This window comes from Yoonia vestfoldensis DSM 16212, from assembly GCF_000382265.1.
GTDB lineage: Bacteria > Pseudomonadota > Alphaproteobacteria > Rhodobacterales > Rhodobacteraceae > Yoonia > Yoonia vestfoldensis.
This window is the reverse complement of sequence record NZ_KB907988.1, coordinates 1-13915: the sequence shown is the minus strand read 5'-3', so window position 1 is coordinate 13915 and position 13915 is coordinate 1. Positions and strand designations below refer to the sequence as shown.

The 13915-nt window shown below is 60.3% G+C and carries 13 protein-coding genes and 1 pseudogene; 2 read left to right on the top strand and 12 right to left on the bottom strand.

The window, feature by feature from the left end:
- Window positions 1–109: 109 nt before the first annotated feature.
- The 11 genes and pseudogenes from cas2 to H147_RS0114920 form a co-directional block, all read right to left on the bottom strand.
- Entirely contained in the window at window positions 110–415 is a 306-nt protein-coding gene (cas2, locus tag H147_RS0114965) for a CRISPR-associated endonuclease Cas2 (protein ID WP_019956199.1), read from the bottom strand.
- Window positions 416–450: 35 nt separating this feature from the next.
- A complete protein-coding gene (gene cas1 / locus H147_RS0114960) occupies window positions 451–1362 on the bottom strand; it encodes a type II CRISPR-associated endonuclease Cas1 (protein ID WP_019956198.1) in 912 nt (303 codons plus the stop codon).
- 78 nt (window positions 1363–1440) lie between these two features.
- Window positions 1441–4656 (bottom strand): type II CRISPR RNA-guided endonuclease Cas9, encoded by a 3216-nt coding sequence (gene cas9, locus H147_RS0114955; protein WP_019956197.1) that lies wholly within the window; start codon window positions 4654–4656, stop codon window positions 1441–1443.
- A gap of 456 nt (window positions 4657–5112) precedes the next feature.
- Window positions 5113–5769: a hypothetical protein gene (locus tag H147_RS0114950; RefSeq protein ID WP_019956196.1), complete on the bottom strand. Its 657-nt coding sequence runs from the start codon at window positions 5767–5769 to the stop codon at window positions 5113–5115.
- A complete protein-coding gene (locus tag H147_RS21380) occupies window positions 5766–6512 on the bottom strand; it encodes a hypothetical protein (protein ID WP_019956195.1) in 747 nt (248 codons plus the stop codon). Before H147_RS21380 ends, H147_RS0114950 begins: the two co-directional genes overlap by 4 nt.
- A gap of 55 nt (window positions 6513–6567) precedes the next feature.
- Window positions 6568–6957 (bottom strand): annotated as a pseudogene (locus H147_RS21590) (DNA cytosine methyltransferase); the annotation flags it as partial.
- A gap of 71 nt (window positions 6958–7028) precedes the next feature.
- The gene (locus tag H147_RS0114940) at window positions 7029–8054 is read right to left on the bottom strand and encodes a helix-turn-helix domain-containing protein (protein WP_019956194.1); all 1026 of its coding nucleotides are present in this window, start codon (window positions 8052–8054) and stop codon (window positions 7029–7031) included.
- A complete protein-coding gene (locus H147_RS0114935) occupies window positions 8051–8446 on the bottom strand; it encodes a VRR-NUC domain-containing protein (protein WP_019956193.1) in 396 nt (131 codons plus the stop codon). Before H147_RS0114935 ends, H147_RS0114940 begins: the two co-directional genes overlap by 4 nt.
- The gene (locus H147_RS0114930) at window positions 8443–8709 is read right to left on the bottom strand and encodes a hypothetical protein (protein WP_245541158.1); all 267 of its coding nucleotides are present in this window, start codon (window positions 8707–8709) and stop codon (window positions 8443–8445) included. Before H147_RS0114930 ends, H147_RS0114935 begins: the two co-directional genes overlap by 4 nt.
- A complete protein-coding gene (locus H147_RS0114925) occupies window positions 8706–8954 on the bottom strand; it encodes a helix-turn-helix transcriptional regulator (protein WP_019956191.1) in 249 nt (82 codons plus the stop codon). The genes H147_RS0114930 and H147_RS0114925 overlap by 4 nt, the downstream gene beginning before the upstream one ends.
- A 302-nt stretch (window positions 8955–9256) precedes the next feature.
- On the bottom strand, window positions 9257–10222 hold the full coding sequence (locus H147_RS0114920) for a helix-turn-helix transcriptional regulator (protein WP_162561688.1): 966 nt from the start codon (window positions 10220–10222) through the stop codon (window positions 9257–9259).
- A 310-nt stretch (window positions 10223–10532) separates the two neighbouring features.
- Here H147_RS0114920 and H147_RS0114915 point away from each other — a divergent pair, with 310 nt between their 5' ends.
- Complete coding sequence (locus H147_RS0114915) at window positions 10533–11129, top strand: hypothetical protein (protein ID WP_026352576.1); 597 nt, start codon at window positions 10533–10535, stop codon at window positions 11127–11129.
- 19 nt (window positions 11130–11148) lie between these two features.
- Here the strand turns inward: H147_RS0114915 and H147_RS0114910 are convergent, their stop codons facing one another.
- Window positions 11149–12405, bottom strand: coding sequence for a tyrosine-type recombinase/integrase (locus H147_RS0114910; RefSeq protein ID WP_019956188.1), 1257 nt, complete (start codon window positions 12403–12405; stop codon window positions 11149–11151).
- A 291-nt stretch (window positions 12406–12696) separates the two neighbouring features.
- On the opposite strand from H147_RS0114910, the gene H147_RS0114905 reads away from it, so the two are divergent.
- The gene (locus H147_RS0114905) at window positions 12697–13509 is read left to right on the top strand and encodes an AbiJ-NTD4 domain-containing protein (RefSeq protein ID WP_026352575.1); all 813 of its coding nucleotides are present in this window, start codon (window positions 12697–12699) and stop codon (window positions 13507–13509) included.
- Window positions 13510–13915 lie beyond the last annotated feature (406 nt).

The window sequence follows — 13915 nt, the reverse complement described above, 5'->3', positions numbered from 1 at the left end:
GTTGCGGCTGGACCGCGAATTTTGAACAGCTATAATAGATCTTCGGTTAAGCTCTTGTGAAAACAAGATTTAATCGGAAGGTCATCCAAATTTTTAAGCGCGAATCGCATCAGAACATCACCAGTTGCTGCGGATTTTCGCGGGCCTTTCGGCGGCCCTGATCCGAGAAATGTACGATATCACGATACTGCCGGTCAGTGAAGTTCAGGATTTGAATGTCGCCTGCATCCGGAAGGTGGCGTTCGATTCGGTTGACGCGGGTGGCAAAGGCCTCTTTGCCATTCACAAAGCGGGCATAGACGGAAAACTGACTGCGCTCGAAGCCTTCATCGAGGAGAAAGTTGCGAAACGCTGTCGCAGCTTTGCGTTGTGGTTTGGTGTCTGTGGGCAGATCGAACATCACAAGTATCCACATCAGCCGGTATCCTGACAAATAGGTAACATTAGAGCTCATTGGCCCAACCCCGAGAATGTCAGAGGGTCAGGTGGCGTCGGCAAGGCAAGGTTGAGCTTTCCTGCCTCGAAGCTTTGCCCGAGCGAAGTGGCAAGTTTCATCAATGCGACCGAACCCGGGGTGAAGCCATCCCCGAGGGGCAGGTCTATTGCTATCAGTCGGGCGAGCGATTGTTTTGCTTCGCTGTCAACTGCCGGACCATACGCTGCGGCTATCGTTCTGACCGCACTGTCCACGAGAGGGCGAAAGGGTTCCATCAAATCATCGGCAAGCGCAAAGGCATTTCTGCGGTTGGAATGAAACAGGCCGATTGTCGGATTAAGACCCGCCGCCACGACAGCGCGGGCGGTGGCGGCGCGCATTACGGTGTAGCCGTAGTTCAGAAGGGCGTTTGCATCCTCACCATCTGTGTCACGCCGAAAGTCGGAACCCATCATACGGGGCCAGTAGTGGCGCGCGGCCTGTGCCTCGATATTCGTGCTATCGCCAGAGGTAATCTTGCGCAGCATCATGAGCAGCGGCGCGGGGGCTTCGCCGATTGCCGAAAGGGCTGCCGCCTGCATTTGGACTTTTGCGACGACGATCTGTTTCCAAGCTTGTTTCATCAGTGGCGCCTTGGCGTACCACTGCGCTCGCATTCGCGCACCTTGTGCATGATGACCCTCAATTGGCATTAGGACCGATTTTGGTGCGTGATTGCTAGCACACAGCACGACGGGCGCGCCCCGCTCGGCCAGTTCGCACAAGAGGGATGTGGACCAAGTGGTGCCGTGAGCATGAACGATCACGGCAGCGATCTGATCCAACGGAGTTCGGCCTATTTCCTTCCCGTCCTGCGAAACCTTCAGGAAGCCGCGATGCCGTGACAAGTGGCGACCGTCGGTTGCAATGTCGATGATTTGGTCCAAACGCTACGCCTCACGCCCCCACGCGAATCAATAAGGTTTTGATTGTATTGCAACTCTCTGAATTCACCAAATTTGTGGCTATTGCGGTGGGCCAGGATCGCGCAGACGCCCCATTTCATCGACATGGACACGGCGGGCTTTGGCCCTGAGAAGGGTTGTTGCGCCGAGGCGGATATAGAGATCTTCCTTGGTTTTGCGATATCGGTCCGAGGCATTAGCTTCGTTATGCGGAACCAGCTCAATCATCCCCTTTCCGTTGAACTTCTCCACCGTTGCGATCACTGGTCCAAACTTGCTGTCCTCAAGTCTCACCAGATCACCCTTCATGAATTGATAAATTCGTTTTGCGGCAGGATGGGGGCGTGTCAGGTTTCCCTGATGGGCAACAAACATTGAAACAACGTGATGGAGGACTTTACCATCGGGAAGCTTCCAAACTTCGTAGCGATGATTGCTACCGCCTTGGTAAGCCTTAATCGGCGCATCGGCGGGCACGTAGACCCGGGCAGTATCTTGCAAAGGTTTTTCGATACGTACCCTTGATATTCCGTGATATGGCCCGGGCTTGGCAGCGAATGATAGGAGCGCCGCCTCGAAGTCTTTTTTGTCCTTGCCCTTGGTTGCCAAATGCAAAGCGCCGCGTAGCTGCGGGTCACGAACCCAGCCTGACCGCCCGCCTTCCTCAAACTGTGCTGCGGACAAAGACAAGAGCGGAATGCGGACTGCGACGTTCTGGTCGTCAATAATTGAGAGTGCCGTCGCCTCGTGCAACGCGCCGCTGGTGCTGTCGTTGCCCGTTTGCCGTGCGGCAAAGTCAATTCGGCCGTGATCGGCGCGGTGGCTGACGATGATACGGTCTAGTTGCGATTTGATATCGGTTCGAAAGTCGTCCCAAGGAGGAGGGACGGAGCGGGCAACCTCTTCGGCCCCATTCACTTCGTCCCTTTGCGCCATTTTACTGATCCGCTGGACCAAGGACCGGTCGGTAGCCGCGACAACGGCAGCATCTATCGCGTGGTGACGGTGGTCGCTGCGGTTTTTGGCTTTGACCGCGCCATCCTTATCAGGAAGCAGGCTGTTCAGCCCCCAATGGCGGCGCAGCATTTCGGTCAGGCGGCCAGGCACAACCCAGACATGGCTCTTGCCGTCCGCCCCATCGTAAAGCGCATCGAGATAGCTGCGGGCGATGCGCGACAGGTATTGAGTGTCTTTCAGAGCGCGGGCAGAGAAATCGTTCTCGCCCTCGAAACGCTCCATCGCATCGGGGGCAAAACGCCAAGCCTTGTTCGCGGGCAGATTTTTGAGGTTGGCTTCGATGGCATCCCAGGCCGGGGTATTGCCCCATGCCTCCCATGGAGTCTTGTTGGTTTTCTGGCGATTGAACTCCTTCAGGCACAGAGTACGGTTGGAAAATCCGTCCTCCAGCGTGCGCGAATAGGGAAGGATATGATCGACATCACAGGAGCCGTCAAAGATCATCGAGGCACTGATCGGCTTGCCGGAATATGGGCAACAGCGCGGGCCGATTGCCGGGCCGAGTTCCTCCCAAAGGCGATACATCACCCGATTGGCACCTGTGTTTGCATAGCCCAATTCTTCGATCTTTTGACCTCTGGTAATCGCAGCTTCGGTGTTCTTCTTGATATCGCGCTGCACGTCGCGCTTCTGATCTTCGGACAGCTTCAGATCGCGCGCTAGCTCAACGACGATTTCATCAGGCTTGCCGTAAACGGTGACAATTTTGTTCACCAAACGCCGCAGCTGGTTCAGGCCGATATGAACCGTCGGGTTGGTGATGCGGCCATAGCGCGTCACTTCGTCGTCGTTCTCGTCGTATGTGCCGGGGATCACGTGACGGTCGAGGATCTGGCCGTAATAGGGCAGTTCAGTCAGAACCTCGCCGGTACGCCCATCCGAATGGTGCCACCCACAAGCCGCCACCGCCGCGCTATAGGGGATCACTTCGGCTTCCAGCGCCGCCAATATCCGCTTTGTCGCCGTCATTCCCAGACGGCCGTGGCCTTCGGGCAGTGGGGCATTTGCCACGTTCTCGGCGTGCACGCGGTCAAGTCCGTGCGTCGCGATCAGCCATGCGACCAACGCGTTATGTTCTGCATCGCTCTGCACGGCGCGGATGCGCTGCACCAAATCCCATTGTGCTTCGGCGTCCAGTGTGGACCAACGCGACCCGAACCGGTCGGGATGCGACAGGCTGGCCCGCACCGGATCGCAGACGATGGAATCGCGGTTGGCAGTTTCCAGTGTGAATGATTGTTCGGGACGCAGCTTGATCAGCTTGCCAAGCGCCTTGAGCTTCATCGACATGCCGGACAGCGACTTGGTATGCGCCTTGTTATCTAACGCATGAGCAATTGTGTCCCGCTCATCGCGCGTCAGCCCGCGTGCCAGTTCGCCCCGTGCAGCCACCTTCAGGTTGTTCACTGTCTCAAAAAGAATACGGCGCTGGTTCTGCGGATGCGCGCTCGGGATGCGCTTATCATTCTGCGGAACGCCATGAGATCCTGAGAACAGGCACAGGCCGACCTCGGGTGTTTTCAGCGGGCGCTGGTGAAAGATGATCACCGAGATTTCATCGCGTAGCTCATCGGTAAGAATATCCGGGGAATTTGCGGCCTGCGCCGCCCAGAGTTTGGTAAATTCTTCGAACAAATGCCGCCGGTCCGGGTAGAAGTCATAACCCGCCTCTGCCTTTTCGGCGTTATCACGCGGTGCGATGGACAGTCGGGTACGTACAGTCGGCACGCATTTTGGGTCCGGGGCTGAAGCGCGCCGCATATGTAGAAATTCGCCGTAAGTACGCGCACCCTTGGCTATCATCGCCTGATCAAGACGTGCTGTCGCATCCTTGATCTTGCCGCTTTCGTTGTCGCCCTTGTCCGTCTTGCGGTTGGACTTAAAGCCGCGCCGCTGGTTCAGGTGGAACAAGGCACGGCCGAGATGGGTCAAGGGCAATTCCTGATCCAATCCCGAAGCGCGCAAAGCATAGGGATCAAGCTGTTCCAACGCCTTTGCCGCGACAGGATCGGCGGGCATCAAACCGGCGGCGGCCATTCGTTTCATCAACGCCGCCTTGCGCCGCAGGTAACGGTCACGGCGGCGGCGTTGAGCGCGGGCGCCGCGGCGATCAACGGCCAAAGAGGCCTTGGATTTAGGATCGCGCCCGTCCGAGAAAATCCGCACGCCCCCGTCGATCACCCCGGTGATCTCGTTGCCGTCGGTCGCATACAACCACCAGCCAATCGAATTCGTTCCAATATCAAAACCAAGACGCATAGCTACCTCATAACCTTAAACCGTGTTAGGAAACATTGACAATGACAACCTCTCATGTCAAGCTTCACGCATCAAGCTACCTGATCTATGTTACGCCGTGCTCCCGGTCCACCCCGGGATCGTATACGGAAATCCTGACAGACTAAGCATAGCGCAGGGAAACGGTTGGGTCCACACCAACTCTGCTTGGCTCCTGACTGGCCCGCAAAAGCCGTGTTAGTTGCAGCTTGACCTGAACTTGGAGATAGGCAATTATCCAAATGTTCAAAATTCGCGGTCGAGCCGTTAACAAGCATTCGATTGCACCACATTGAAACGCAGGCTACGGCCTGCGTTTTCTTATTTCCGGTATGGTTCGTCTTGTCAAAGTGTCTCAGAGATGCCCGCTTTCTAAATGTGGATTGTCGAGGTTCGCACCCGTAGCGTTTTTCCGGAAACCGCCCGTTCGTGTCCTATCTACAGCCTCCAAGGCATCTCCTTCGGCATCACCGCCGTCACCTCCATATCCCGCAACATGCGCCCTGCCACCAACCCATCCCGCACCCAATCCAGCGCCTGCCACCAATCCTCATATCCCCGCCTAGCGGAGGCGATCTGCTCCGGATGCGGCCGCCATGTGACCGGGCAAGCCAGAACCTCGACTGTGCGCCATTTGCCCCGGGTCAACACCCGTTCGGTGCCCACAACTTCCGTCACGGCCCGAATTCCATGCTGGTTTTGTCGCGTTTCCACCGGGACGCAGCGCGGCACTACGCCGGGCATCCAGTCGGGTGTCAGTCCGGCGCGGGCCAGTTCGGTCACACGGATCGCCATGCGGATGCCGCCGAGGCTGTCGGGGATCCCGGCGACGGTGGCGGCGATGGCCTCGGCGTCCTCGTGCACATATCCGCCCATCTTGTGCTGGCCTCCGTCGATCTTGCACCCTAGCGCACCGCGCTGCATCAGGACGTATTCCAGGCCAAAGCCGAAGCCTTCCTCGGTCACATCCGTCGGCGGTGGCAGTTCCAGCTGGGCCTTTTCCACCCCGAACGCCCATTCCAGTGCCGCTTGCACGCCCAGCGCGCGTTTGGTTTTTGGGCCGCCGGGCCGTCCGATCTTTCCTTGCATCGTCATTCGGGCCACCCTTCAAACAGCGTCATCTGCGCCGGGCGCTGGGCGTCGTCCAATGGCCGCCAAATCCACGGGCCCAAGGCCATGGGCAGCTGCGAGAGAGCGCCACGCATGTGCTGCTGCCAGTGGGTGAACTCCGTTGCCGAGCAGGCGCAGAGCGCGTGCCCGATGGGCCAGCCCATCAGCCATCCGACGAAGAGCGGGTTCAGGCGCCGCCGTGCCCGGGCTTTCAGGATCCGCCGCGAGACGACGCGCCCATGCGAGGCAATCATGAAAGCCCAGAGCGGGCGCGAGATCGGGGCGTGCGGCGAGGACCGCTGCCCATCTTGTGCGATCACTGGGGCTGGGTGGGTGAAGCCCTGTTCCGCTCGGTAATGCAGAATATCCATCCGACTTTTGCCATCGGCCCGCATCACGCTGGCCGGGCTGCTGCCCTTCCAGTTCTGCGCGGCCGGTGTCGGCCATTGCAGCGCCTGCGCCGACAGCTTCGGCTCGCCCCGACTGTTGATCTTGCCACGGATCCGGTCCACCTGATCGTCCGCCACCGGTGTCTGCCATTGCGCAGCCTGCGCTGGCAGGGGCGGAATCCCTCCCGAGCCGTAGCTCTGACCCGGACCACCCTTCGCACCGTCCGTCGCCTTGGGAGTCGACCAGTTGGTGATGCCCAGCGCCAGTGCCTCGGCCTTGCGGGTGAAGTCGCTGTTCCCCGCCGGGTTGTAGCTGGCCGTGCCCGGATGCAGGCTCATCGGCGTGGGCCAGGATGAAGATGCGCAGCCGTTGGTGCGGCGCGCCGACTTCTGCCGCGCTGAACAGACCCGCCGCAGGCGTGTAGCCCATGTCCCAAAGCTCTCGCAGCACGGTCTCAAGGCCGAGGCTGACGTGGCCGGGGACGTTTTCGAGGAACGCCCATTCTGGCTGGCATTCCCTGATGATGCGGGCGACATCTGGCCAGAGATGTCGGGGATCGTCGGCCCCGCCGCGTTTGCCCGCTGCACTGAAGGGCTGGCAGGGATATCCGGCGAGGATGATGTCGAAGGCGCCATGAAAGGGTCGGGCATCAAAACTTCGCAGATCATCCCAGATTGGCGCCGGGGCGAAATATCCGGCGCGCTGGGCGGCGATGAGGACGGATCGTGGCCAGTCCTCCCACTCGACAAAGGCTCGGGTGTGATATCCGGACTCGGCGAGCATGAGGCCCAGATCAAGGCCTCCGCCGCCTGCGCAGAGGGACAATCCGTGCCGGGGAGGAAGCACCACGCCATTCACAGCACCCCCCGCTGGCGCAACCGATCCGTGGTCACCAGCCCCCGCGTCAGCATCGCCCCGCACATGGCATTGCTGATCATGCCCTTGGGCAAATATTCGTCAGAGTTGACCCTAGCCGCATAGAACGCCGCAAGTTCATCCTCGCTTGGCGGGGGTGCAGCGTTTGCTTTGCGCTGCCGCTTGGCCTTTTGGCCCTTCGCAGTCGCGATGGCCGTATGCGCATCGCGCTGGGCGGCGCGTTCCATGAACCGATCAATGGCTTTGGGCCCATCGGGCGGATTGGGACGATCGGCCCGGCTCTCGGTGGCGACCTCGATGATCCGGTCCTCAGAGAGCCCGAGATCATCGATCCAGCGTTGGACGTGCAGCTTGGCGGGCCAGCCCTGCCACCAGGCGGGCAACGTGGTGTTGGCTTTGAGGCCCAGCGCGCTGAGCAGCTCTGCGAAGAACCGATCAAAATCAGAATCTCGCGCCTGCGCGTCCTCCTCCTCCTTTACTGGTTCCCTTAAAGGTTCCCTTACAAGGTTAGTGTCCGGATTCCGGACACGGCTTTGGTCATTTTCCGGACACGGCTCGGGGTCAAAATCGGACACGGCTTTTGGGTCATTTCCGTGTCCGAAATCCGGACATGGATCAGCCGCGCTAGGCGAATTGAGGTCGCATGTGCCGGTGAAATCAGTGATTTCCGCTGCTCCTGCGTTTCCGTGTCCGATTTCCGGACTCGGCACCACATCTGGCGGTGTGAAGCCGCGCTCGAACCCCAAGATGTAGCGGGTGGGCTGCTGGCGTTTGGTCACCGGATCAATCCGTGGCACGCGGCGGAGCAGACCGCCTGCCTCCAACTGGCGGAGGTGATCGTTCAGGGTCGAGCGGCTGATCTCGCAATCATGCGCCAGCCGCGCCTGCGAGGGAAAGCAGCCGTAGTCCGGATTGAACCGGTCGCAGAGATGCCAAAGCACGATCTTGGTGGTGGGTTTCAGCCCGCGCTGCTTGATGGCCCAGTTGGTGGCGTCATGGCTCATGGCGCGGGCCTCCGAACCGGGCTGGCAACGCGCGTGGTGAAGCCGTTGTCGGCCAGCGCGCCCAGCGCGTCGTCGACCGACCGCACCAGCGCCCAGCCAAAGCCCTGCGCGCAGACGGTGTCGCGAAAGACCTCCTGCGATTTGCGCAATCGGCCGGTTTCGCTTTTGACCTCAAGGAACAGCACGCGGCCACCGGAGATCACGATCAGATCGGCAAATCTGGCATGGACGCCCATGCCGACAAGGATCGACTGGCGCTTTGCGCCGCGGGGCCCCGCCTCGGTCACCTCGTTGACGCAGTGATGGACGATGGCGTCACGTGGCAAGGCGAAGCGCAGAGCCTGCACGATGGCGCGCTGGGCATCGGCCTCGGGTGTGCTGCGTCGGTTCATGCGGCACCGCCTTTCGGGAAGGCTGCCGCCGCGATGGCGTGCAGCGGCCGTCGGTCCAACAGGCGCAGCAGCTCCAGCGCATCGCCACACTCAACGGCATCGTCGGTCTGGCTGACGACAACCCGCGCTGCGAGGATGATCAGCGAGTTCGGATGCTGGGTGGTGTCGGCCAAGACGCTACGCGCCTCGGTCAGGCGGTCGTGCATCCAGTCGCCGGTGGGGGAAGTCGGAATGGCGGGTGGGTGGAACAGGGGGTGGTTCATTTCCGCCCCCGCCGTGGCCGCGTCGGGCGGGTCTGTTCCTGCGCGTTTATCCAGTTCTCCACTGTGGAGCGTCGGTACAGCACCTTGCGCCCGATCCGCGTGCAGGGCGGGCCAAGCTGGCGGGCCTCCCAGCGGGCCAGCGTGTCGCAGGCAATGCCGAGTTCACTGGCCAGCTGTTCGCGGCTGATCCAGTCGGCCAACAGGTTGAGGGGTTGGTCCTGCGGTGCAGGGGCTGTGGTCTGCATTTCGGTCTCCTATCCAGATCCCGGCAGATGCCGGAGATGGGGTGAGGGAAGCAGACGGGAAGGACCGGAACCTAGGCAGAGACCGGAATTGAGGCGCGGCTGGCAATTCCGGTCCTTGTTTCATTGGGGTTTTGGCGCATAGCCGGAATGCGAATCGGAAACGCCGCCCAGCGCATTCCGCCAATTTCGGTCATGTGAGACAGATCACGCCCGAAGATCGGGGCGAACACCCCTGCCGGTGGGATTTCACCGACAGGGTACGACAGCGGCTGCACGGCGGGTGCTAAACACCCGTTCCGGCGTCAGGGCAGCGCGGGAAAATCGCTGCGGCGATAGGCATGAACGAGGTTGCGCACTTCAGGCGGTGCGATCACCTCGATAGCGTCGCCCCATTGATAAAGGTGCCAAGCCATTTCCAGCCAACCCCCGGCACTGAACCGGACGGTCAGGCTGCCGTCAGCCTCATCCTGCATGTGCTGGTCGGGATGGAAGACGAAGGCGCGCGCGACAGCGGCCGCCGTAGGCGCAAATCGCCATTCCACCGGTCCATATTCCTTATCTGAATGGAATGAACCGAAGGCGCGGGCCGCGTGTGTGCCAAGGTCAAAATCGGGATCGCGCAGGAAGGAATTCTGCAGCAGGCTGGCGCTTACAATCCGATCCAGACGGTAATGGCGATACTTGCTGCCGGTGCCGATCTCACGCGCGATCAGATAGCCGCGCATGCCGAACAGCACCCCATATGGCTCGACCGCCCGCGACCGTGGCTTGGCATCCTGCCCAGTGGCATAGTCGATCTGCATCGTGAACGGGCCTTTCAGCGCATTTTCGATCAAGCCGAGAACATGCGCTGAATACTGCGCGCGAGGGCCCGGGCGGCAGGCATGGCCCCGGGCTTCCAGAACCGTTTCGGCGTCCACCTCTACGCGCCGCGCAAAGGTTGACGACATCGTCGCCAGCAGGCGGTTGCGCAGCGAGGTCAGCGCCGTGACCTCTGTGGTGGCCCCGTCGCGTTCTGCACGCCGGATGCCCATTTCCAGCGCCGACAACTCGCCGTCGCGAATACCCTGCAGGTGCAGAAGGCGGCTGTCGGGCAGCTGCCACCACTTGCGCCGGTCCCTGTCGGTACGCGTCTGCACCATCGGAAATGCCTCCTCCAGCGCGCGCGACATGCGCTGCGCCGTGCGAAGGGTCACGCCGAAGGTGTCCACGATTTGCACGAGACTGATGCCACCGGGCCGGGCAGCCGCCTCTTCCGCCAGGCGCATGATGTTTAGGGCCTTACCCAGCCTTTTGTTATCCATCGTTTATCCCTGACCGAACCTGACAGGGACGTTAACGACAATTCGCTTTAAAAGAGAATAGCTGTCTTGGTCAGCTCAAGCCGATTCTATCTGTGCGTGTTTCAGATAAACGAGGTGCATTTCACCCGGTTCTCCAGACATGCCCGATTGAAGACATCTTGAGGCGTGTTTCTGGATGGCGAGCAAGTTGGCAAGCCGCAGTTCAGGAACGCGATCCCTGCCATGCCCGGTGCTGACCCGGGTGTCGGCTGAATAAAGCAAGGACGCACTGCCCATGAGCCTGCCACCGAGAGCCTTCTATTCCTTGACCGAGATATCCGACCGTTGGGGTTGTGTCGCTGCCGATCTGGCGGGATGGGCCGCGACCGACCATCTGACCCTTGTCACCAGCATCGCGTCGGTGATCTGCGGCAAACAGCCTGTCGCCGGGATCGTGGTGGTCACCGCCGCTGACATGATGCGGATGTTCCGCCGTCATGGTCCGAGCGACGACGAATGCCGGGTGTTCCGGATCCGGCCGCAGGGCAGTACGGAATGGCAATACATCACCGAACCGGCGGATGGCCTATTGATCAAGATCACTGATCTGATGCTTCTGGCCGGGGAGGTGCAGAAGTTCGAGGACGAGCGCGATTTGCAGCGCCGCCCCTTCGTGTCGCCTGGCTCAGCCCCGCGCTATGATTGGGAGGGCATGAACATCATGCTGTTCCGGCGCATCAATGACCAAGGCGTGCCTGCAACGCAGGCCGAACTGATCGCCGAGGTGCAAGACTGGTTTGCCCAGACCTCGCCCACAGGGGACATCCCCGAGGAAAGCACGACGCGCAAGAAGATCGCGCCGATCTGGCGCGCGCTGCGCGAAAGGGAATGAGGCGACACGTGCGACCCGGTCAGGCGCTTTTCTGATCCTGATCAGCGTCATGCACCAGCTGTGGGCGGGGTCGGAAGATGCTGGCGACGGCATTGACCCCGTCGCGCAGGGGCGAGTCCATCAGGTGGGCATAGCGCTGGGTCGTCTGCAATTGCGTATGGCCCAGCAGCTTGCCGATCATTTCCAGCGATGCTCCGCCGCTGACCAGCAAGGACGCGAAGGTGTGGCGCAGGTCATGAATCCGCACATCGGGCAAGTTGGCCTCGGTCTGGATCCCGATCCAGAACCGGCGGATTTCCTTGACCGGCTGGGCGGGCGTGTCGCCGGGGAACAGCCACGGATTGCCGCGCGGCACCAGCAGGGACCGCTCGCGCACGATGGCGGCCACATCGCCCGAGATCGGGATGCGGTGGATCTTGCGCTGTTTGGTGGTCGCAGCCGGTTTTGACCAGCTGCCAAGCTCAAGGTTGAACTGTTCAAACCGCGCCTGCCGCACCTCGCCCGACCGCGCGCCGGTCAGCATGCAAAGCCGGATGATCCCCGCCGCGCGCTGGTCTTTGGCCGCATCCAGCGCCTTTGCCAGCCGCCCGATCTCCTCCGGCGTCAGGAACCGCTCACGTTCATTCTCGATCCGGCGGCGGAACCCGCTGGCGGGATTGTCGGCGCGCATGCCCCAGTCGATGGCCAGCGTGAACATCTTGCGCAGAACCTCACCCACCCGGTTGGCGCGCACCGGCGTGGGCTTTGGCCCCTGCAGCTTGCGGGCGCGGTTGTTCGGCTTGGCCTTCGAGGGCCGGGCCCGACCCGCCGCGATCTTGGTCAGCAGCTTTTCGACATCGGCCTTTGTGATCTCCGTCACCAGCTTCTTGCCCCAGTCAGGCGCCACCAGCTTGTGCATGATCGTGTGCTGATCGGCTGCATTGCGGGCGGCGAGGTGCGGTGTATGTTCCGCCAGATACCGTGCGATCATGTCGTTGACCCGCGGTGCCTCGCGCGATGTCTCCCGCAGGCTGAGGGGGTCGACCCCTTCATCGATGTCGCGCCGCAGCTCCTTGGCCCGTTCCCGCGCCGCGACCGTGTTCCACTCCGGCCAGCGCCCGATGGTCATCCGCCGCTGCCGTCCGCCAACCCTGTAGTCGAGGGTGAAGGCCCGGTTGCCCGAGGGGTAGATGGTAATCGAAAACCCGCGCACGTCGGTGTCGAAGATCTGGTAATCCCGCCCCAGGTTCTCGGCCTCCCGGACAGTTTTCTCATTCAGTTTCAGCCTGTTGACCATGGATCGCACTCCTTCGCTCGTCCGACATGAGGCGTAGATTCGCGCCCATATCAAGCAAAGCATGGCGACAGGACCGGAATGCAGGCGGAGACCGGAATTGGGGAGGGGTGGGGCGTTCCGGTGCGGGTTGAGAGAATGGGAAACTTGCGTCATGTTCACAGGTGTACGAACTGCTTTTGCGTTCCTTTAGCAGTGATCGTTCAGCCGTTTAGTTTGAACGCGCGGATAGCGACAGCCGCTCTGCTGGTCATCGTCATCTTCGCTGCAGGGACAAAGTAGTATGGATGTCAGATGACTCGGGATAGCTCACCATTTTCTGAACGGTTCGGATTCCATGCACCTGCAGCCGAGATTTCGGTACGTGAAAGTGCGCCTGATGAGGTGCGGGATGCGGTTGTGATGTTGGGTTACCGCAATGGGGTTGGACCTGGAAGAATGCGGGATGCTCTATGTGAGGTACTGCTAAAACGGCCAGACCCAGGAAATTGGTCGGCTGGAAATATTGAAAACGAGGTTCACCAACTCGCCGACGGTGCACCTTGGTACAAGATTTATGACTTCGTCGAGCGCCTGTACGTTGAAGTCGGAAAAGCAGATTTCACCGGGGATCGACAGCGGCAGTTTGAAGCTAGCTTGAACCAGTCGTTTAAGGAACTTGGAGTCGGCTGGCAGCTTGAAGCTGGCCAACTGATGGCGCGCGGATCCGAAGCCTTTACATTGACGACCCAAGATGCGGTTGCCGTCATGCGAGAGTCCGCCGCACCAACTGCAGCAAATGAAATTCATGAGGCGCTATCGGACATTTCAAGACGCCCGCATGCAGACATTACCGGCGCGATTCAGCATGCGATGGCTGCGCTTGAATGCGTAGCACGAGAAGTGGATGGCAGCAGCGATACTTTGGGCCAGATCATCAATCGGTTGACCTTACCGCGCCCTCTCGACCAAGCGCTTCATAAGCTGTGGGGCTTTGCGTCCGAGCAGGGACGTCACATTCAAGAGGGACGGGAACCGAAGTTTGAGGAAGCAGAGCTGGTCGTAACAATCGCATCTGCTGTAAGCGTCTACCTTCTGCGCCACCGCAAAAATGGGCTTCAGGAGTGATAGACACCCGCATACGGCTGGCCAAGAATGAGACATAGGTTGTCAATCTTACCCGGTTTCACCTCAACGCCACCTCAACCGACGTATGCTGTTTTGTCCCTTTTTAAACCGCTGCAATCCTTCGAAATCCGTCCACTTCCTTCGAACGACGACCATCAGGTTTTGTGAATTCAAAGGCTTGCGAGCTAAGCTACTGAATTGAAAAGATTAGTAAAAATCTGGGTCCATAGGCTCATAACCTGAAGGTCGTAGGTTCAAATCCTACTCCCGCAACCAAAATACAGCGCCAAATCAAACGCTTAAAGCCCGACCTAATCAGTCGGGCTTTTGCTTGTGCAGTTCTTGTCAACGCCTTGTCAACGTTTGACGAGTCCCCCCTAAAGCAGGGGGCCTTTTTGGATCTGGC